Origin of the sequence: Sulfolobus islandicus Y.N.15.51 (assembly GCF_000022485.1) — an archaeon.
GTDB classification, from domain to species: domain Archaea; phylum Thermoproteota; class Thermoprotei_A; order Sulfolobales; family Sulfolobaceae; genus Saccharolobus; species Saccharolobus islandicus.
Genome location: NC_012623.1, coordinates 1,212,990 through 1,231,298 on the forward strand (window position 1 = coordinate 1,212,990; position 18,309 = coordinate 1,231,298).

Annotated in this window: 19 protein-coding genes, 2 tRNA genes and 3 pseudogenes; 12 read left to right on the forward strand and 12 right to left on the reverse strand. The window is 36.9% G+C overall.

Going from position 1 to position 18,309, the window contains the following annotated elements:
* The first annotated feature begins 13 nt into the window (after positions 1-13).
* Positions 14-1,081: a glycosyltransferase gene (locus tag YN1551_RS06695; RefSeq protein WP_012716192.1), complete on the forward strand. Its 1,068-nt coding sequence runs from the start codon at positions 14-16 to the stop codon at positions 1,079-1,081.
* Here the strand turns inward: YN1551_RS06695 and YN1551_RS06700 are convergent.
* The 9 genes and pseudogenes from YN1551_RS06700 to YN1551_RS06740 all read right to left on the reverse strand — a co-directional run.
* On the reverse strand, positions 1,068-3,047 hold the full coding sequence (locus YN1551_RS06700) for a class II glutamine amidotransferase (protein ID WP_012717419.1): 1,980 nt from the start codon (positions 3,045-3,047) through the stop codon (positions 1,068-1,070). The two genes, YN1551_RS06695 and YN1551_RS06700, sit on opposite strands and share 14 nt — an antisense overlap.
* Entirely contained in the window at positions 3,047-5,191 is a 2,145-nt protein-coding gene (locus YN1551_RS06705; RefSeq protein ID WP_012713758.1) for an FMN-binding glutamate synthase family protein, read from the reverse strand. The genes YN1551_RS06700 and YN1551_RS06705 overlap by 1 nt, the downstream gene beginning before the upstream one ends.
* Positions 5,192-5,558: 367 nt before the next feature.
* A tRNA-Gly gene (locus YN1551_RS06710) sits at positions 5,559-5,634 on the reverse strand.
* A gap of 152 nt (positions 5,635-5,786) precedes the next feature.
* On the reverse strand, positions 5,787-7,028 hold the full coding sequence (locus tag YN1551_RS06715; protein WP_012717420.1) for an ABC transporter permease: 1,242 nt from the start codon (positions 7,026-7,028) through the stop codon (positions 5,787-5,789).
* Positions 7,025-9,436 carry a COG1361 S-layer family protein gene (locus YN1551_RS06720; RefSeq protein WP_012717421.1) on the reverse strand — a complete coding sequence of 804 codons (2,412 nt, stop codon included), beginning with the start codon at positions 9,434-9,436 and terminating at the stop codon, positions 7,025-7,027. Before YN1551_RS06720 ends, YN1551_RS06715 begins: the two co-directional genes overlap by 4 nt.
* Positions 9,437-9,581: 145 nt before the next feature.
* Positions 9,582-10,280, reverse strand: a complete 699-nt coding sequence (locus YN1551_RS06725) for an ABC transporter ATP-binding protein (RefSeq protein WP_012717422.1) — start codon at positions 10,278-10,280, stop codon at positions 9,582-9,584.
* A gap of 298 nt (positions 10,281-10,578) precedes the next feature.
* Positions 10,579-11,079: pseudogene (locus YN1551_RS06730) on the reverse strand (ISH3 family transposase); the annotation flags it as partial.
* Between the two features lie 43 nt (positions 11,080-11,122).
* Positions 11,123-12,361, reverse strand: a complete 1,239-nt coding sequence (locus tag YN1551_RS06735) for an IS256-like element ISC1332 family transposase (RefSeq protein ID WP_012716685.1) — start codon at positions 12,359-12,361, stop codon at positions 11,123-11,125.
* A gap of 40 nt (positions 12,362-12,401) precedes the next feature.
* A pseudogene (locus YN1551_RS06740) lies at positions 12,402-12,971 on the reverse strand (DUF4322 domain-containing protein); the annotation flags it as partial.
* Between the two features lie 151 nt (positions 12,972-13,122).
* On the opposite strand from YN1551_RS06740, the pseudogene YN1551_RS06745 reads away from it, so the two are divergent.
* The 11 genes and pseudogenes from YN1551_RS06745 to YN1551_RS06780 form a co-directional block, all read left to right on the forward strand.
* Positions 13,123-13,383 (forward strand): annotated as a pseudogene (locus YN1551_RS06745) (IS5/IS1182 family transposase); the annotation flags it as partial.
* Between the two features lie 364 nt (positions 13,384-13,747).
* Entirely contained in the window at positions 13,748-14,050 is a 303-nt protein-coding gene (locus tag YN1551_RS06750) for a winged helix-turn-helix domain-containing protein (protein WP_148206565.1), read from the forward strand.
* An 84-nt stretch (positions 14,051-14,134) separates the two neighbouring features.
* Positions 14,135-14,455, forward strand: a complete 321-nt coding sequence (locus tag YN1551_RS06755; protein WP_048052442.1) for a hypothetical protein — start codon at positions 14,135-14,137, stop codon at positions 14,453-14,455.
* Positions 14,452-14,619, forward strand: coding sequence for a hypothetical protein (locus tag YN1551_RS17035; protein WP_012717425.1), 168 nt, complete (start codon positions 14,452-14,454; stop codon positions 14,617-14,619). Before YN1551_RS06755 ends, YN1551_RS17035 begins: the two co-directional genes overlap by 4 nt.
* Entirely contained in the window at positions 14,616-14,900 is a 285-nt protein-coding gene (locus YN1551_RS06760; RefSeq protein ID WP_012717426.1) for a hypothetical protein, read from the forward strand. The genes YN1551_RS17035 and YN1551_RS06760 overlap by 4 nt, the downstream gene beginning before the upstream one ends.
* 5 nt (positions 14,901-14,905) lie before the next feature.
* Complete coding sequence (locus YN1551_RS06765; RefSeq protein WP_148206566.1) at positions 14,906-15,085, forward strand: protein D-63; 180 nt, start codon at positions 14,906-14,908, stop codon at positions 15,083-15,085.
* Complete coding sequence (locus YN1551_RS06770; RefSeq protein ID WP_048052443.1) at positions 15,085-15,264, forward strand: CopG family transcriptional regulator; 180 nt, start codon at positions 15,085-15,087, stop codon at positions 15,262-15,264. Before YN1551_RS06765 ends, YN1551_RS06770 begins: the two co-directional genes overlap by 1 nt.
* Positions 15,261-15,398 carry a hypothetical protein gene (locus YN1551_RS17040; RefSeq protein ID WP_012717429.1) on the forward strand — a complete coding sequence of 46 codons (138 nt, stop codon included), beginning with the start codon at positions 15,261-15,263 and terminating at the stop codon, positions 15,396-15,398. Before YN1551_RS06770 ends, YN1551_RS17040 begins: the two co-directional genes overlap by 4 nt.
* Entirely contained in the window at positions 15,388-15,663 is a 276-nt protein-coding gene (gene zapB / locus YN1551_RS06775) for a cell division protein ZapB (protein WP_012717430.1), read from the forward strand. The genes YN1551_RS17040 and zapB overlap by 11 nt, the downstream gene beginning before the upstream one ends.
* 4 nt (positions 15,664-15,667) lie before the next feature.
* Positions 15,668-15,838 (forward strand): hypothetical protein, encoded by a 171-nt coding sequence (locus tag YN1551_RS17045; RefSeq protein ID WP_012717431.1) that lies wholly within the window; start codon positions 15,668-15,670, stop codon positions 15,836-15,838.
* Positions 15,839-15,881: 43 nt separating this feature from the next.
* A complete protein-coding gene (locus YN1551_RS06780; protein ID WP_012717432.1) occupies positions 15,882-16,616 on the forward strand; it encodes an IS1-like element ISC796 family transposase in 735 nt (244 codons plus the stop codon).
* A gap of 144 nt (positions 16,617-16,760) precedes the next feature.
* Here YN1551_RS06780 and YN1551_RS17430 read toward each other — a convergent pair whose 3' ends face one another.
* The 3 genes from YN1551_RS17430 to YN1551_RS06790 form a co-directional block, all read right to left on the reverse strand.
* Positions 16,761-17,015, reverse strand: a complete 255-nt coding sequence (locus YN1551_RS17430; RefSeq protein WP_238527874.1) for an integrase — start codon at positions 17,013-17,015, stop codon at positions 16,761-16,763.
* Complete coding sequence (locus tag YN1551_RS06785; RefSeq protein WP_238527875.1) at positions 17,008-18,003, reverse strand: site-specific integrase; 996 nt, start codon at positions 18,001-18,003, stop codon at positions 17,008-17,010. The genes YN1551_RS17430 and YN1551_RS06785 overlap by 8 nt, the downstream gene beginning before the upstream one ends.
* 133 nt (positions 18,004-18,136) lie before the next feature.
* Positions 18,137-18,210 (reverse strand) — tRNA-Phe (locus YN1551_RS06790).
* Positions 18,211-18,309: the final 99 nt, after the last annotated feature.

Genomic DNA, 18,309 nt, shown 5'->3' on the forward strand with positions numbered 1-18,309 from the left:
GTAATAATGAAATATGAAGAAAATAAAGGTTGCAGTAATAGCCCATGGCTTAGGAATGAGTAGGGGTTATAGTGGTGAGGGAACTATATACAAAACATTTTTTGAAATGTTAGAGGAAAGAAAAATAAATTATGTTGCAATAAGCTTTGCAAAACCTTATGATAAATCAATACCCTCAGTATATACGTTGCCTTTTCATTTACCAAAGCTAGATAAGTATCAAAGGTTATTGACCTATTATACGGCGAAAAAAGTAAAACCAGATTTGTATCTAAACGCGTCTGGAGTGCCTATACCGTTATCAGAAATAGCTCCACACGTAATTTATGCAGGTGCACCTTCAATAGCTAACTTACCAAGCAAGTATACCAGATCCCTTTTTTGGAAACTTTATTTATTACCGTTTCGTCTCGTCATAAATAAAATAAAAGATGAGGGGAAAAGGGCAAAGATAATAGCAAATTCTCGCTATTCTGCAAAGGCAATAGCTGAAGTTTATGAAATAAATGAGCCAAAAGTAATATACCCTCCAGTAGATGTAGAATATTTTCAGAGAGCATATAATGAGGAAAAAAGGGAAAACTTCTTTGTGACAATAGGAAGAATAGAAAGAGGGAAAATGCTTGAAAATTCAATCCTTTTAGCGGCGAAAAGCGGAGTTAAAGGCGTAATCATTGGTTCACTGAATGAAAGAGACTATCTGAACAAGTTAATTAAGCTTAAGAGAGAACTTAACGCTGAAATAGAAATTGTAACTAATTTACCAAGAGAGGAGTTGCTTAAAGTACTATCAAAAGCTAAAGTCTATTTCCACGCAACGATAGGAGAGCATTTTGGAATACCAGTTATAGAAGCAATGGCAAGCGGAGTTATACCAATAGTCCCTAAGGAAAGTGGAGCTTACGAAGTAGTTCCCGAATTCTCGTACTCAGACATAGAAGAAGCCGTAACGCTATTAAAGAGCTTACTGGAAAATGAAAATATAGGGTTGAGAAGGGAAATGAAAAACAGAGCTCTAAATTTCAGTAAGGAAAATTTTAAGCGAAATATTTTAAGCGAAATATCTTCTATAATTTTCTAGCAGTTATTACAGTAAACTTTTCCTTTAATAGTTCAGTATAAGAGTAGTCCATCATAACCTTAGAATATTCATCAACTACTGGGTACAGTTCCTTAAATTCCTCCTCGGTTAATTCTCTATATTCGTATGTCGGAACTCCGATTTTCTCTTCAAACAATTTCTTGGCATATTCCTTAGCTTCTCCTTTTAACTTATTAACAATCTCAATATATTCTTCGTTCTTTAGTGAATCGTATTCCTCACTAGAAATTAGGCCCTCTAAGAATAGTGCTTTTAGTAATCTCATCACCTCATACCTTGGTGGTTGTAATCCTAGTTTTGATGGAGAAACCTTGCCTCTTATGTATATTCTCCCCCTTACCATTCCTGTTCCTACGAAATTTCCCACTGGTTCTCCGTTAAACCCTTTACCAAACACTATCATTACGCCTCCAGCCATATATTCTCCTAAATAATCATCAACAATACCGCCTATTATAAGATAGGGTCTTTTATCCTTATATTCCCTCATTTGAATACCAACTCTATTTCCAGCATTACCCTTAACGAAAATCTTACCATTCTGAAAAGTCTGAGCTAAAACGTCTCTCGCATCACCGTAAATTACTACTTTTCCTCCATGCATGGTATCACAACAGTCATCAGTAACATTTCCATAAACATAAAATTCGTTACCCTCATTTAGATTTGCTATAGCGTTTCCAACTACACCATAAAGGTTGATTCTCAAATTGTTTATGTTTTTAGCCGGTAGGTTTATCCCAATATATCTATGACCTAAAACGTTGGCAACTGTTATTTCCCTCTTTCCTTTTTCAGCTAACTTAAGTATCTCATAATTTAACTCCTTATACCCTATATTATATGCATTAATATCATACTTCTCTGGAACCATTATTGGTGGAGGAGAAAATGTCTTTAACTCGTCATTGCCCCTCCCATATGATATTATACCTTTTTTATAAGATGCTATAAAGTAAGAACCAGGTTTAAGCGTCCAAATTTTAGCTTTAGGGCTTATTTCCCTAATTTCATTCTCTTCACTTGCTACATAATAATATGACTCATCCTCACCAATTATTGCCGGCCTAAACTTAGATCTATCAGCAATAGCTATCAAATATAAATCATCACCGGAGTCGTAACCAATAACCGCTGTAAAGGGGCCATCTAACATAGCGTTTCTATATAAATAATCAACATCTTTAGGTAAGGCATTGAATCTTCTTGATGGGTTAATTAGAATCTTTACTGCCTCTTCGATGGTTAAACCTTCAGCAATGAGTTCCTCAAATAAAAAAGCTAATACCTCACTATCAGTTCCTACAAAACTATTTAGCCCCCTCGAATTTAGATATTCTACGTTAGCTCCAAATGAGCTAACATCGCCATTGTGAACTATAGCAACATTAAATGAGGAAAAGGGATGAGACCAAAACGGATAATAGCCAGGGGAATTAGTGGGTTGCCTCGTATGTGCTAACCATAAATCACCTTCCAACTCCTCAACACGATATTGTTCTGCTACGTCTTTAGGATATCCAACACCCTTATACACATGAAGAGAGCTACCAACGCTATACACTCTGCCCTTCTTCTCTTTACCGTTCCACATTATCTCATTTACATTCCTTATAGCCTTCCTAACCTCATTTATATCGCCCAAAGCAATAAGGTTACAATCGCATAGAGTCGAATATTTAGTTAGCAATTCTACATTCTTAACTTCTACACCATACTTGCTAAACATATCCTTCAGCTCACTGGGGTTTCCCTCATAAAACGCTTTAATAACATAATAGTTTCTTTTTTCCAAATTAAATACAGCAAATCCTGCTCCCTTATCACTACCCCTATATCTGACTCTATCTATTGCTCTAACAACTAAATTTCCTTTGACTTTTGGAGAGTTTCTTTTCCTTAAGATTCCAAAAACACCACAACCAGAAGGATAATAGTCAACCATTATAAAGACCCCGCTGGTTTTATTCTAAGTGCTTTCCTTATAGGATAGCTCAAATTGATAGAACGTAATAACTCCCTGTTACCGGTCAAAGTAGATTGGACACTATAAACCCCAGCAGCACCGGCAAGCAAAGCTATTTCCTTTTTCATTCCAGCTATGAGACTGAAGGCTTTCTCTTTCAAATTACCCTTATTTCCCTCACCTATGGCTTTTTCTAAAATAAAATAAGGCATAATTACAGAATCAGCACCCAACAGAACTAATTTAAAAGCGTCTGCGGAATGTCTGAGTCTACTTGACTTAGCCAAAATGTCATAATGATTTCTAACACCCACTTCCTTTAATTTGGTATCTAAAGCACTAACTACCAATTCTAGATCACTATTTCCACTATCCTCATCAACTATAAACCCTTGAACGCCCATTCCAATAACTTCGTCTATTACGTTCTCATCTGCAGGTATCAGGAGATACGAGTTCTCGTAGATATCACTCTTACTCCACCTAGCAATACCTTTCCCATCACTACTTATGAAGACTTCTGCGTACTTATCGATAGTTTCATAGTCAAAAACTGCTGAAGACAAAGCTAAAGCACTCCAACTAAACGCTTCCTTATACTCTAAAGAGGCTTCAGTGATATCGAAGATTATTGGGAGTGATAGATATATCTCTCCACCTTTAAGGTAAAAGGAAGTATCTACATCTTCCCTATAAGGATCTATTGAAGGTCTGGTAACTTGGGCTCCATCAGATCTAAGCCAATCAATTATTCTGGCGGGTTTCTCTACATCAGGTGGTGCAGTACTACCCATACTGGTTATTACTGGATTGCCCTTATTCATCAATTCGTGCATGTAAGCAATAACTCTCCTATTCCATAATTCTCCCAATTTAGGATTCACTTCATCTTCCGTACCTTCAATTCCTAGAATTTCTAACGTGTCTTTACTCAGGCCATGTCCATAAAGTAACTCTCTTTTACCTCTAAGTTCCTTAATACTATTCAAACCTAAATTATCTAAAATATTAGCTAACTCCATGGAAAATCCATTGATAAAATTAACTAGCATCTTAACGCCGAACTCTACGTCAACTACTCTAGTCCCATCAATCTTGGCAGTTAAACCTGTAGGGCATGAGCCTACATGACACTTATGTACCATTACACAACCCATAGCTATTAAAGCTCCAGTACCAACGCTCACTACGTCAGCGCCTAAAGCAATTAGTTTAGCAGCGTCTGTTGCTGATGAGACCCTACCAGCAGCTATAATAGTAAACTTATCCCTAAGTCCTTCTCTTCTTAAAATATTATCAGCTGAGGCTACAGCTAGCTCTATTGGTATACCAACGTTATCTCTTATTACAACAGGGGTGGCACCAGTTCCCGCTCCATGACCATCTATTATAACACCATCTGCCCCCATTCTAGCAATACCGGAAACTATGTAAGGGATATAATTAGTTGCAGCTACTTTAACAAAAACCGGCTTTCCCGTTGCTTCTTTTAATGCCTCTATTCTTTGTCCCAGATCCTCGATGGAGTAAATATCGTGATGAGGTGCTGGAGATATAGCATCTATACCAATTGGAATTCTTCTAGTGACAGATATAGGTTCAGTAACTTTATTTCCTGGTAAATGGCCGCCAATTCCAGGCTTAGCCCCTTGACCAATTTTTATGACAACACCCATACCAGCAGTTAAAACTCTAATATCAACACCAAATCTAGCTGACGCCCACTGCACAAAAATTCTCTTATGCTTAGCAACCTCTGGATGTAGGCCACCTTCTCCCGTACCGGCAAGAGTTTCAGTCAAATCAGCCGCAGTAGCAATTGCTATATTGGGATTACCACTTAACGCTCCGTATGACATGTCACCTAGATATAAAGGAGACTTCATGTAAATTCCAGAAAATTTTAGTTCCAGATTAGCCTTGGGGGTTAAAGAAATTGAAGTTGCCTTATCAAGTTTGAATCTAACTTTATCTAATACCCTTAAAGAGTTCATATCTTCATTGAATATTTTATAAGGCTTACCAGTCAAAGAGAGGTACCTAATATGTTCTACCTTCTCAACGGTCCAAAATTCATCATTAAATTGTTTTGGCACTGGCAGATATTTGTTGTATACGAGCAAGCTAACCGCAAGATAACTATAATGAAATATATTATATAACTGTTTATATGAAATAGTATTGTAAAGTATAGTTCCAATTTATCATAACTTATTATCATTTGGCTACCTTACAAGTTCGCAAATGAAACCATATGTTAACAACAATTAAAACTAGTTACTATCTAGTCTATATGATTTATGAATAGTTTTTAATTTTCACTTATAATAATAGAAAGAATTACGTGCATATTCATCAGTATATAAAAAGTATTCTGCGATAAAAAAAAGAGACCTTAATAGTTGTTATTGTATAATACTTTATAGAAATAAACAATTTAACTCCCTAGTGATAAAATTTTCATAGTAGCCTTCAGATAAAAAAGATGTATGCGGCCGCCGGGATTTGAACCCGGGATTACCGGCTTGGGAGGCCGGCGTCCTAATCCAGCCTAGACTACGGCCGCAGTTTTACTAAAAATTGTTTATAAAAAGGTTTATTTTAAGCTTTCTGATTATCAGTTTTTCCAGCGATAATCATCAAATCATTGGACCCTCTCATCATCATATATTATTATGTAATTATATCCAGCAATATATTAAAAAACTCCCTAATATATTATTCCCTTCTGATCGCATCTATTACTGTGAGTTTTGATGCTTTCCATGCTGGATATAATCCCGCAATTAGACTTACAGCAATAGCTACTATTAATGCTATTACTATAGCCTCTACAGAAATTATTGGCTTAAACGAAAGCAACTGACCAGTTGCGCTACCTCCACTAAATGCTGCAAATTTTCCTCTAAAACCGCTTTCACTTATATTGTTAGAAGATTGAGAACTAATTGAAGATAGGATATCTACAAAAGAAGTGCTAATTAAACCAGCAACGATACCAATTAGACCCCCTATTACTCCAATAATACCTGCCTCTGACATAAAAACTAAAAGAACATCTCTTGTAGTTAACCCTAACGTTTTCATTATACCTATCTCTCTTATCCTCTGATATACTCTACTAAGCATTATAGCCATTATTCCCACTGCACCAACAAATAGAGATATTGAAGCAACAGTTATTAATAAAAAGCTAAATCCAGAGGTTATAGTTGACACGGTATTAATTAATTGTTGTACAGTAACTACGTTTAATTGATTACCGTATATGTCTTCAATAATAGTAGCTATGGTATTAACATCATTAACTGACTGAGCTTCTACAATTAATTCGTTATACGAAGTCTTATTTAAGATAGCCATTGCCTCACCCAAAGGTATAAATATTGAAGTTTCGGAATTTGAGAGAGGATTAGCACCAGATGGTGAAAGAATACCAACTACCTCTAAATTTACACTATTCCCTCTAGGAATTTGTATACTTATCTCGCTACCAACTGAGAAATAAACACCCGCTACCGGATTTGCTACTTCTGAACCTATTACAGCTTCTGGTGAAGTTATTGGTGGATACGTTGAACCACTCTCAAGCAGTACCTGCCCTAATATAGCTGATAGATTGTTAACACCAATTATAGTAACATCTATTGGTTGACCTTCTACATTTATTGTCCCGAAACCACTTACTACTCCATAAACTGCTTCAACGCCAGGTAAGCTCTCTATTGTCGCAACAGTAGCCTGAGTTAATAATGAACCTCTAGATGGTAATATTAAAATTGTTTTAGGACCTAACGACTCTACTTCCGATAGTATTGATTGACCCACACCTTGAGTGAAAGCAACTAGCGTGGTAACACTGGCTACTCCTATAACTACTGAAATTATAGCTAATATTGCTATTATCTTTCTAGAAATTAAACCTTTATATGAAAGCCATAATATATCGAAAAGATTCATTCATTTCCACCTCTTCTCCTTATAAAGATTACTATAATAGCAACAATGACGATTGCAATGATTCCAAGAATTATGTAAAGTATAATGTGACTTCCAAAGGCATGACTATGCCTAAATGATGAAAAGTTGAACACTGAAGAGCTATTTAATACTGTTAATGAAATATTGGAATATGAATGGAGTACTTGCCCTATATCATTAGTATAAGTATACTCAACTGGTATAATATACGTTCCAGCTTTTGTGAAGTTCAATATTCTAAATGCAAATGTAAACGTTGAGGAAGTATCAGAACCTAAATTACCTACATAATAAGTATTTTCACCAATAACTTCTATACCTTTTGGAGGAAATACAGTAACTGTTAATCCATTAGCGGGACCAGTCCCGAAATTATATATAGTGGCAGTAATTGAAACTATCCCTCCTCTTACAGCAACTGATGGCACTGAAGAAACTCCAGTTATCACAATTTCTACTGAACCTGCAGCTAACGTGTTTACTATTTCTTGTGTTTCTCTCTGTTGTCCGGACTGGTAATATGATATCGTAGCACTTATCGTTACTATTCCAGAGGAATCTGTATAGATTTCAACGGGTATAACAATTTTCTGCAACGGCCTTAATAATGGTATTGTAATTGTAGTCATATTAAGATATATTTGCTCTTGTGTAGATAATGATATTGTAATATTATATAGAGACTCATTTAATGTGTTATATATTATTAAGGTTGTATGTTGTGTTTCACCAGTAAGCAAAGTGCTTGAGTTAAAGTTTATAAGAATAGGTATAATAGGTGTATTAATTTGCATTACATAAATTGGTAAACTTAATTGTTCCTGCCTTTGTATATTGTTCTCGTAATACGTTAAAAGCACTGAAATCGAGTACTGCCCACTAACTTGAGAAAATAGAGTTAATGGTATAATATAGGTTTTACCTGGCATAAGGTATGAGATATCATATGCTGAGATATTAGAATAGATAGGAGAAGATATCACTATGGAAATGTTATATAATTTAGTATTAAGAGTGTTTGTAAGGATAAGATTAGCTGAGGAAAACGTACCTGGTTGAATTATACTAGGATTAAGAGTAATTATTATAGGAATTGATGGAGCGTTGAGCTGAGAAACGTAGAAACCCAACTCTTGTTGATACACTGAACTTTGATATAATGAGTTTAGATAGTTTATAGTAACAACTAATTGAGCTGGTTCTCCCTCCGCATTTGAAGGTACGTAAATTTCTATTGGAATTTTAATACTTTGATTATGCTTTAATATAGGAATTCTTGGAAGGGCGTTAAGAATAGAAAATTGAGAAGATATACTCAAGGATAAGTTATAAACGTTCCCAGTACCTACATTCTGAATAATTAAAGTAACGTTATTTACACTTCCAGCATACAAGACTATGGGGTTTACGAAAATCTCTAAGTTAGGTTGTCCCATTAACGTTATGGTAAAAGTTGAATATTGAACTACACTTACTAATACTCCCTCTCCCTCTATAGTATTCCATACAATTTTAATTGGAAATAAGTAAGAACCTAAAGATACGTTATTTATATTTACATTGAACGATATATCGAATTCTTGATATGGTTGTAAAGACCCGCCTTCAACATATATAATATTTCCATTAGTTTCATTTGTAAACCCGTTAGGCAAAAATATTTGTATATTATAACTTTCTACAGGTACTGGACCATTATATATTATATTTAATGTTACTGGGACACCTTTTTGATCAGCACCAGAACTTAATAATATATTTGGAGTTAATATTTTTCCACCTATTGTTTGATTACTATTAATAGTTATTGACATATTTAGTGAATAGTAACTACCATATACTAAGGCCGTTAATGGTATTCTATAAGTTCCTATTGTAGCATTATTATAAACATTAGCTATGACTTGTACTGAAGTAAACGAACCAGCTTGAATTAAAGGTACATTCACGGTCTTAGTAATAAACTGTAATGGATATGTAGAGTTTAAGAATAAGGTAACGTCTGAAGCTGGAGTTGTACCAGTATTATAGATAGTTAGAGTTATTGGTACATCTTCTTCACCTGGAAATACTATCCCATTTACTTGAGAGGTTAAATATAACTGAACATAGCCCATAATCGGGATCTGAACCGTAATAGTTTGTGTATAGACTTGATTGTCTAATGTATATATAATTTGTAGATAGAAATTGTATACCCCTAATGGTATATTAGGCGTTATATTACCTATGAAAGTAAACGTGTACTGCTGATTGGGAATCATTACTGAGAGGTAATATTGTTGGTCATTAGGATAAACTATGTATGGAGAGGATTCTATAGGGATAATTTGGACATTTGTTATATTATCTGATCCATGATATATTAATGTAACTTGCAATGGCACTAATTTCTCTCCAGGAGCGACATAAGGAGGAGATACAAGCCATTGAGAAGTTACAGAAAAAGAAACAGAAGATGCATATAAAATTGGATAAGCAGATAATATAGATACTAACAGAAATATAGAAATAATTGAAATAGAAATAATTTTATTCGTTTTGTATCACCTCTTTCTCAATTAATCCATCTCTAATATAAATTATTCTATCTGCATATTTCATCATATCAGGATCATAAGTAGCCATGACTACTGTAACCCCTCTCTGCTCGTTAAGTTTTTTAATTAATTCAACGATTGCTTCTCCAGTTTTCGAATCTAGATTAGCTGTTGGCTCATCTGCTAATAATATTTTTGGATCGTTTGCTAATGCTCTTGCAATAGCTACTCTTTGCTGCTGTCCTCCAGATAGTTCATTAGGCTTCTTGTTCTTCAGTTCTAACATTCCAGGAATCATGGAAAGGATTTCTTCAGCTTTTTCTCTCCTTCTCCAAACTGGCACACCAGCAGCAGCTAACGCTAACTCTACATTTTCTAAGACTGTTAAATAAGTAATTAAATTATAGGATTGAAATACAAAACCAATATACTTTCGTCTGAAAATAGGTCTTTTATCCTCATCAAAATTTGTTACATCTTGATTATTTATTATTATTCTTCCTTCAGTTGGCGAGTCAAGTAAACCTAATAAATCAAGCAATGTAGTCTTTCCTGAACCAGAGGGTCCTGCAATGACTATAAATTCACCGTTCTTTACTTTTAATGATACACCTCTAAGTGCAACATATTCAACCTTTTTACTTTTATAGACTTTTTTCAAATTTATAGCCTCAATTATGTAATTTGACATACATTTTTGTAGTACGATATGCAGTATAAAAATATTTTGATAATGTTTTCGATATCTAGTATTAGCTTTAATACTGTATGTAAATTTTATCTTAATCCAAATATATAATATCTATTTTTATTATTGAATATCTACATCTATTTCAATACTTAAAACCATTTATATATTGCTATAAAAATCTTTTAATCTTCTTGAATTTTTATAATTAATTTGTTATTCTCATGAGATATAATTACTCTCAGTAAAAGGTAGTGCCGCCGCGGGGATTTGAACCCCGGACAACACGGTAGACCCAAAATCACCTCCTTGAAAATAAATCTATATTATTAATAAGCGGTTCTATTGATTTAAATAGAAAATCTTTTAGATAGAATAAATCATCAGAAAACAAGAGTATTAGGAGTATCCTGAACTGCTCCCTCCTCACCTCCCCCTTGAACACGGTGTACAGGGAGTAGAAGGCCACGGCCAGCACGAAGATCAACGTGCGGAAGACGAACTTAGTAGAACTAGTAAATGGAAGAAAAGCCTTGATGTTCCGGTAAGAGGTCTCTATGGGACCTCTTACCTTATTGTACAAATCCAACACTTCCCTCTTGGATAGGTCTAGGTTAGTAGCCCTAGCAAAATAAACAAGACTCTTCTTCTTTCTCCTCACTTTTTCCTTGCTATACACGAGAAGCCTGAACTTGACCTGCTCATCCCTCCTATGCCTCTTACTATTAGTTGTGTAATCCCCGTCAAACTCCTCATAAACCTTAACATCCCCAACAGGCACAGCAACTATATACTTAAACGGGGCTACTGGGTATAGTTGTGTGAGAAAATATGTAAGCAGAAGGTTAAAAGTCTTCATCAAGACTCACCTGGAACCTTGAAGCGTGGAGTTGTTTGAGATGATATGAGTAATGCCTTATCACCGACATGGGCCTGAACTTCCAACGCGAATTACTTTCATGGATCGAAACGTAGAGATAGACCTCCAAGGAGCGAAGAGAGGGAAAGTAACCTCCGAGCTCCTCCTCGAACCTAGCCAGGGTCGAGTTGAAACTCTCCGACGTGTTATTAGTGTAGAGGTAGTGTCTAATCTCCCTGGGGAAGTTGAGAAAGGAACAATACTTGTCAGCAGCGTCAAGAAGCCTCTTGGCTCGGGCTGGAGAAAAGGGTTGGACAAGTTGGCTGAGGGACAATATAGCCTTCCTTCCCTCCTCCACGTTCCTGGAGGACTTTAGATCCCTAACTCTAATCATTAGTTCCTCCTTGTCTGGGAGGACCCTCATGAGGTTCCTAACCATGTGTGTTATACAGAGCTGGTGTTGAGAGGAGGGAAAGAGCGTGGACACGACGCGATCGAGTCCAGAGAAGTCATCGCTCACGATTACGTCAACCCTGCTGACTCCCCTGCTTACGAGTCCGCTCAAGAAGGACTTCCAACCGTCCAAGTCCTCCCTATCCCTAACTTCGTAGTCCAAGACGAACTTATTCCCTTCTAAGTCAACTCCTATGGCAATGTAAATGGCTCTCTCCATGATCGACTCGCTAATTCTGACCTTTACGATCTTCACATCGATGTAAAGGGCTAGGAGATCGTGAGGTAGTTCGCGGCTCTTGTATTCCTTGAGTTTGTTGGATATTCTCTCGGCAACCCGATTCATTACGATCTCACTATACGGTATTCCCTTGGCTGCTAACACGGCCTTGACTTGACTTGGAGTCATGCCTGATAGAACGAGCTGCTGGAGGAAGTCCTCGTAATCTGGGCTGGTCCTCTCGTACTTCTCCGGAAGGATCTTGGGTCTGAAGCCACCCTTTCTGGTTCTCGGTACTCTGAGTCTTAATACTCCGTCTCCGGTTCCCAGATATCTGAAGTAGGTCCCGTTCTTGTGGTCGTCCTCAACTTCTAGGTAGGCTTCCCTCTCTTCCATCATGGCCTCTTGCAAGATTATCTCCTCTATTTCCCTTAGGCTAACTCCTTCTTTGATTGCCTTTCTTATCTTTTCTCTTATTTCTTCCATTACCTTCATGGTATTACTCTCCCTTATGGTATTACCCCTTCCGGGGTTATTTTTACTTTTTGTCATTATTTTTCACCTTTTGCTACCACAACTATAACTGGTAGCCCCACTTAAACTGTGAAATGAAGTTGAGCACATCAACAGTATAGAAACCAGCGTCAAGAGTTATCAACCTTATCTTGAACCCCATCGCGACGACTTGCTCCACGAGGGCCTTCACGATCTCTTCCTTAGTCATCCCCTTGACTTGAGTGATGAAGGCCAGTAGGAGCACTTTCCCATTAAACTTTGTCGTCGCAGTTGCGTAGTTCCAAGAGTTTCCCTCCTCCGAACTCCCGAGCCCTCCCACCGGTCTCCCGTACCACGTCTTGGTTGTCCAGTCTATTGAGACGTCTATCTCCTTGACTCCCTTCAGTACCTTCAAGGATATCTTCCTGGCGCTTTCCAAGAGTTTCTCAATAACTTCCACCCCTTGCTCCTCCACGTAATTCCTCACGGTCTGTGGGGACACGCCATAAGCCCTCGACTTGCTTTCCACCGAATCGTTCCATAAACACGCTGAGATGAGGGTTCTCGCCACCTCTTCCCCTTTCTTTCCCTTGAAGTTCAGCATGGAAAGTAATTTATATCCTATTTGTTGAATGTTATTTTGGTGAGGGAGACCGGGTGTTACCATCTCACTAACTCACGTGGTAATACTCAATCTCCCTCACCTTAAACCCTTTCTTCAATTGAATTCTTTATACTCTTATAAATTTCTTTATCGTTTATAAATTCGATATTATCCTATCAGAAATATTTTTTCTAATATGATTTTGGGTCTACCGAACAAGGTGGGCTTCTCTCGCAGCGGTTATAAGGTAGTGGATAGGGGCTTCGTGGGGAAGTCCTCGACCTGGTTGATAGGTTTCTCTAGTTTCAGGAGGTATGTGGAGTTCTTTGGGATCTTCTTGAGGAGGTATTGGAGGCCTTACGCTACTGAAAAGGGTATGGTCGAGCTCTTTGTCTACGTTATCGCGTTGATTTACAACTCCTACATCTACACTTCTGTGTTATCGCGTGTTCCGGAGAGTCAACTCGCCCACTAACTTGTACCGCGAGAGTTGATCAAGGTAGTGTGGACTATGTTGGAAATTCTGTTTTTCTCTATACTTGATTATTTTCCATTACAATATAAGCTTAATCTCTCGTTATACTGAAAGATATAATTATATTTTATTCTTAATTAATTATAAAATTGTTTTTCTATCATACTATATTTATTCAATTATTTGCGCTTGGAACACTCTCTTGAGGTTAAGTCTTAGTATAGTAAATTGGAAGATCTATTATTTTCTACAGAAAGCACATTTTTACTGTATCATTCTAATAAAATATATTGAACGAACCCACAAAGCACTGGTAAGCGAAACTATTAAAATTTTACTCTCTATATTATGTAGTGAGAGTAGAATGAGTGAACTTGTTATAAATAAAAAGCTTCTCGATATTTTGTCAACTCCTATGCAAATATTACTATATATTAACATGATGGGTGAGGGATCCTTAATGGATCTGGTAAAAATTAGCCAAATGAGTTGGCATACAATCCAGAAATGGATACCGATTTTAGAAGAGAATGGGTTAATAGTGGTGAGAGAAGAAAAAACTTCAGTAGGAACTGCTAAGAAGGTAGTGAAGTTAACGGAGACTGGCAAGGTTGTAGTTGAAAAATTATTAGAATTAAACGATACTCTAAAAGAGATTGGTAAATAACATTTTTTTATTTGAGATTCTCTGCACTCTATGTTGAATGCAAAAGTTTAAATATCTCTCTGCATACTATGTAGAATGAAGAAAATGAGTTTAGTTGAAATGGCTCAAAAAAACTCCCCAGTTGGGGAGAAAGATCTTCTTTTTTTAATTAGTTTACTAGACAGAGAAGATAAGATAGAATTCGTAAAGGAATTCAGAGAAGATTTCGAACAGCAGATAGAAGAAAAGAAGCTGAGCAAAACTGCATACTATAAGTTTCTCAACGGCTATGCGCCCAGTGACGAAAGAATATTAGAAATAATAGAAGTTGATGAGGAAGCTAAGGAATGGATAATTGAAAGAGTCAAGGAGAAGGCAAAGAGAGCTCTACAAGTAATTGAAAGAATGGAGGCTGAGGAGGAATGACTGGAAAGCTCTACTTAGTAAGGTTGCAATGTTTAAACGTTGTCGCAGGAGGACCAGATGAATTAAGTTTTGCATACGTGTACGCGGACAGCGAGGAGGAGGCAAAAAAGGAAGCTTCTGATGGAATGTGCTTTGCTATAGATGCTGCTGAGGTGGGAGAATGAGCACTGCTGCTGATACTAAATACGTATACGTATCTACTGATAAGAAAGTCAAAGTAATTTTAGTAGAGAAGGACGAATATGGCGTTGTAAGGATAAGCGGAGACGTAGAAAGCAGCTCCAAGCCGAGCACGTATCACCACACGGAGATTCTTTTTAACAATAACTGGATCCGCTTCTTCTGCTCTTGTGAGGCAGGAGCTCACGGATTCCTATGCCATCATGTAGCTGAATTGTACAATGTCTATAGAAAGAATGTGAAGAAACTGGGGAGTTTAAGGTGATAGAAGTGGAGTACGAAGTCCAGGATATATTTCAAGAATTGGATGAGGAAATAAGGAAATTGTTGACTTTAACTCATGAGATAAGAATTGATGTTATATTGGATAATGACCCAGAGGACAAAATAAAGAGAGCACTGTCGTTAATAGAACACATTCGTTCCAACCTTCTAAGGGTGAGAAAATGATGAGGATTGTAACATTTAAACTAGAGGAGGAATTGTTACAGCAACTAGACTTATACTGCATTAATAATAAACTAGTTAGGAGTTCTGTAATCAGGGAAGTTACCAAATTATACTTGTCAATTAAGAAAAATTCTATTGAAGAGAATTACAAAAACAATGTTAGGGTGCAGGAGCTATGAAGAAGAGCACTTTACTAATGCTGTTAGAGAACATATACGAAGACGCTGACTACATGAACTGTTTTTCGATTAAGAAAAAAGTACAATTTTTAATAGAAAAGATCTCAAAAGAGGGGGTTGAAAATGACAGTTAGTGAGATAATAAGGAGAAATGAGGAATTAGAGCTACAATACGCTAAAGCTATAGACACTATTACTAAACTGCAAAATAAGATTGCAAGATTAGAAAGAGAGAACCAACAACTAAAGGAGGAAAATAAAAAGCTGAAAAAGTATAATAATATATTGTACAGGGCAATGGAAATAGCTTTACAAATACATAATGCTGAAGCACAGTACAAACATCTGAAGGCAGTTTTAGAGAGAATAAAACAAGAAACTGAGGAGTTTAAGGGGTGAAAACTTGGCTCTGTCAATCCCATTAGTTATACCGAAAAGGAAGATATATAGAGGCCATAAGGGTTCTTACGAGTTTTACGTTATTTATATTCCACAAGACTTCAATAACTTACTTCCGATTCCGGCTTTTGTTTCAGTAATATATGATAATGAAACTGTTAAAGTAGGAGGGTAGTGTCGTCGTTAAGTTATTTATATTTGTATAACGAGTATTACTTATGGGTAGGAAGCCTGTATTTAGGCAAGACGTTTCTTGTCCCTCTTGTGGTAGTCATCATGTTGTTAAGTGTGGTAGGCCTTTGGGTAGGCAGAAGTTTTTGTGTAGGGATTGTGGTAAGTACTTCTTGGGTGATGCTAGTTATCATCATCATTCTAGGAAGTTGAGGGAGGAGGCTTTGAGAATGTATGCTAATGGTATGAGTATGAGGGCTATTTCTAGGGTGCTTAACGTACCTCTTGGTACTGTTTTCACTTGGATTAAGCGTTATGGTAGGAAAAAGCATGAGAAGTTGGTTGAGTTGTGGGGTAGGGCTAAGGAGCTGGTCAAGGGTAAGGTTGTTGCTAAGGTTGTTGATGAGATGTGGACTTACTTGTACAAGAATGCTAGGGCTTTTTACAAGTGGGTTTTCACTTGTTACGTGTACACGAAGCTGGGAGTTTACCTCATTTACTCTGTGGGGGATAGGGATGAGAGTACTTTCCTTGAGGTCAAAAAGTATTTGCCTGACGAGGGTAGATGGGTGAGCGATGATTATAACTTGTACTTCTGGTTGAAAGACCACACGGTTGTCTCGCCAGTTAACCCGAACGAGCCCTTTCATTCCTCATTAAGGGATAGGCTAATTAGATTCAAGAGAGCAACGAAGGCAGTAAATAGGAGCATTCGCACCATGATGTACTCCATAGCCCTAGTCTTATGGGAGAGAAGGTTAATCCCAGAATTTGTAGCTTAACGACGACACTATCAAGTAGGAGTTAGAAAGCCTTTCAAAGTTGGAAGAGTCAAATACGCTGTTATTCTTCCTAAAGATTTAGCTCCAATTTGGGATAAAATTATGCGAGAAAATAAGGAAGTCATTTTGGTTTTGGAACCAATTTCAAGTTAACAATTTTGGTGCGTATTTCTCATAAATTTCTCTAAGTTCTTCTTCCGAAAAAGGCAAATAATGTTCTTGTAGTATTTGGAATTGCCCTGGACTAGTTCTACCTTGAAGGATGTTTACAATCATCGGGCTTACGCCTTGCTTAATCATATAACTTGCCCAGAAGGCCCTCAAATCGTATATTCTGAATACTTTTCCTGCTTTTTGCATAGTAGTTTTGATTTCGGCCCTTATCTTATCTTCATTCATGGGGAAGAATTTCATCTTCCATTTTTTCAACATCTTGTCCTATTGTCCTTACCCCGCCCCAAAATCTTCTTATGTAAGACTCCCTATACTGTAGGTAATTCTTCTCGATCCATTCTGCAGTCTCTTTATGAAGAAAAGTTATGTAGGCCCGCTTCGTTTCGTTTGTTTTCATCAGTTTTATCACTCTATGCTTCAAGTCAACTTGGTCAACTGTTAGACGAAATAATTCTCCAGTTCTTAACCCAGTCTCTGTGGCTAATAAAAAATAGGTCTTAGCTCCTAATCCTTGAATATTGTTAAATATCGATTTTAATACGTCGAGAGAAAGTATACTCGGCTTGTATTTGGTTTTAGGTTGAGGTATTGAAAATGAATAGTAAAGTATTTGCGCAAGTATGGGGTCTTTGCTTCTCACTATTTCTTTTATAAATAATTTGAGCACTATAGCCATCTTCCTAGCTCTATGCATACTCTCCTCTTCCTGTTCCAGTAAGTAATCCTTAATCTTCTCAAGTGAAATTACATAATTATTATCTTTGAGAACTCTATTCAAATATCTCCAGTGGTCATCGAATGTATGTTTTGCTTTATTCTTTTCCAACAGTTTTTTGAATGTTTGTAGATCTTCTGAAGTCACGGGGTAAGAATAAGAAGCTGCTTTGATAAACTCCCCTAAACTCCTTTGCAGTAATGATAAGAAAAGCTCCCGGAACTCCGGATCCTTAGTAGCTTTTACTATTACACCTATTGCCTCATTGATCCCTATTTTTGATGTATCGACCCCAGCGGTTAGTTGTAAAAGCTCATCTGGTGTTAAGTACTCTGCAGCTCTTTGAGCTACGTAATCTGGAATTTTCCTATTCTTATTCTTATACCTCCACCATGTTACCCTGTCTATTCCTAATTCTTCATACGAAATGCCCTTTTCCAGAACGGCTTTTACAATTTTTATCTTCTGGTCCTCTGTTAAACTGGAAACGTCTATCATCTCATATCCCTTCTGATAAATATATCAGAGACCTAACTGATATATTCGTTTCCAAAAACTTCCTCAGGCGTTTCCAACCATTCTCTACATAAGAACGTAGAATTCTTTCAATTTAAGGAAAGAATAAGGGAGGTGCCGCCGCGGGGACTTGAACCCCGGACAACCCGGTCTTCAGCCGGGCGCTCTCCCGGGCTGAGCTACGGCGGCATTATAATAATATAGATATGACTTTTTAACTTTTATTGTCATTACTTCTAACGGGGATCTGGCGACACCCTTGGAGAACCCTAAATATTTAGGGGTGCG

What these genes read in the sequence shown, in the direction of transcription:
- YN1551_RS06695 (WP_012716192.1), top strand. Translation starts at nt 14, where the DNA reads ATGAAGAAAATAAAGGTTGCAGTAATAGCCCATGGCTTAGGAATGAGT.
- YN1551_RS06700 (WP_012717419.1), bottom strand. Translation starts at nt 3,047, where the DNA reads ATGGTTGACTATTATCCTTCTGGTTGTGGTGTTTTTGGAATCTTAAGG.
- YN1551_RS06715 (WP_012717420.1), bottom strand. Translation starts at nt 7,028, where the DNA reads ATGAATCTTTTCGATATATTATGGCTTTCATATAAAGGTTTAATTTCT.
- YN1551_RS06725 (WP_012717422.1), bottom strand. Translation starts at nt 10,280, where the DNA reads ATGTCAAATTACATAATTGAGGCTATAAATTTGAAAAAAGTCTATAAA.
- YN1551_RS06735 (WP_012716685.1), bottom strand. Translation starts at nt 12,361, where the DNA reads ATGACAAAAAGTAAAAATAACCCCGGAAGGGGTAATACCATAAGGGAG.
- YN1551_RS06750 (WP_148206565.1), top strand. Translation starts at nt 13,748, where the DNA reads ATGAGTGAACTTGTTATAAATAAAAAGCTTCTCGATATTTTGTCAACT.
- YN1551_RS06755 (WP_048052442.1), top strand. Translation starts at nt 14,135, where the DNA reads ATGAGTTTAGTTGAAATGGCTCAAAAAAACTCCCCAGTTGGGGAGAAA.
- YN1551_RS17035 (WP_012717425.1), top strand. Translation starts at nt 14,452, where the DNA reads ATGACTGGAAAGCTCTACTTAGTAAGGTTGCAATGTTTAAACGTTGTC.
- YN1551_RS06760 (WP_012717426.1), top strand. Translation starts at nt 14,616, where the DNA reads ATGAGCACTGCTGCTGATACTAAATACGTATACGTATCTACTGATAAG.
- YN1551_RS06770 (WP_048052443.1), top strand. Translation starts at nt 15,085, where the DNA reads ATGAGGATTGTAACATTTAAACTAGAGGAGGAATTGTTACAGCAACTA.
- YN1551_RS17040 (WP_012717429.1), top strand. Translation starts at nt 15,261, where the DNA reads ATGAAGAAGAGCACTTTACTAATGCTGTTAGAGAACATATACGAAGAC.
- zapB (WP_012717430.1), top strand. Translation starts at nt 15,388, where the DNA reads ATGACAGTTAGTGAGATAATAAGGAGAAATGAGGAATTAGAGCTACAA.
- YN1551_RS06780 (WP_012717432.1), top strand. Translation starts at nt 15,882, where the DNA reads ATGGGTAGGAAGCCTGTATTTAGGCAAGACGTTTCTTGTCCCTCTTGT.
- YN1551_RS17430 (WP_238527874.1), bottom strand. Translation starts at nt 17,015, where the DNA reads ATGAATGAAGATAAGATAAGGGCCGAAATCAAAACTACTATGCAAAAA.
- YN1551_RS06785 (WP_238527875.1), bottom strand. Translation starts at nt 18,003, where the DNA reads ATGATAGACGTTTCCAGTTTAACAGAGGACCAGAAGATAAAAATTGTA.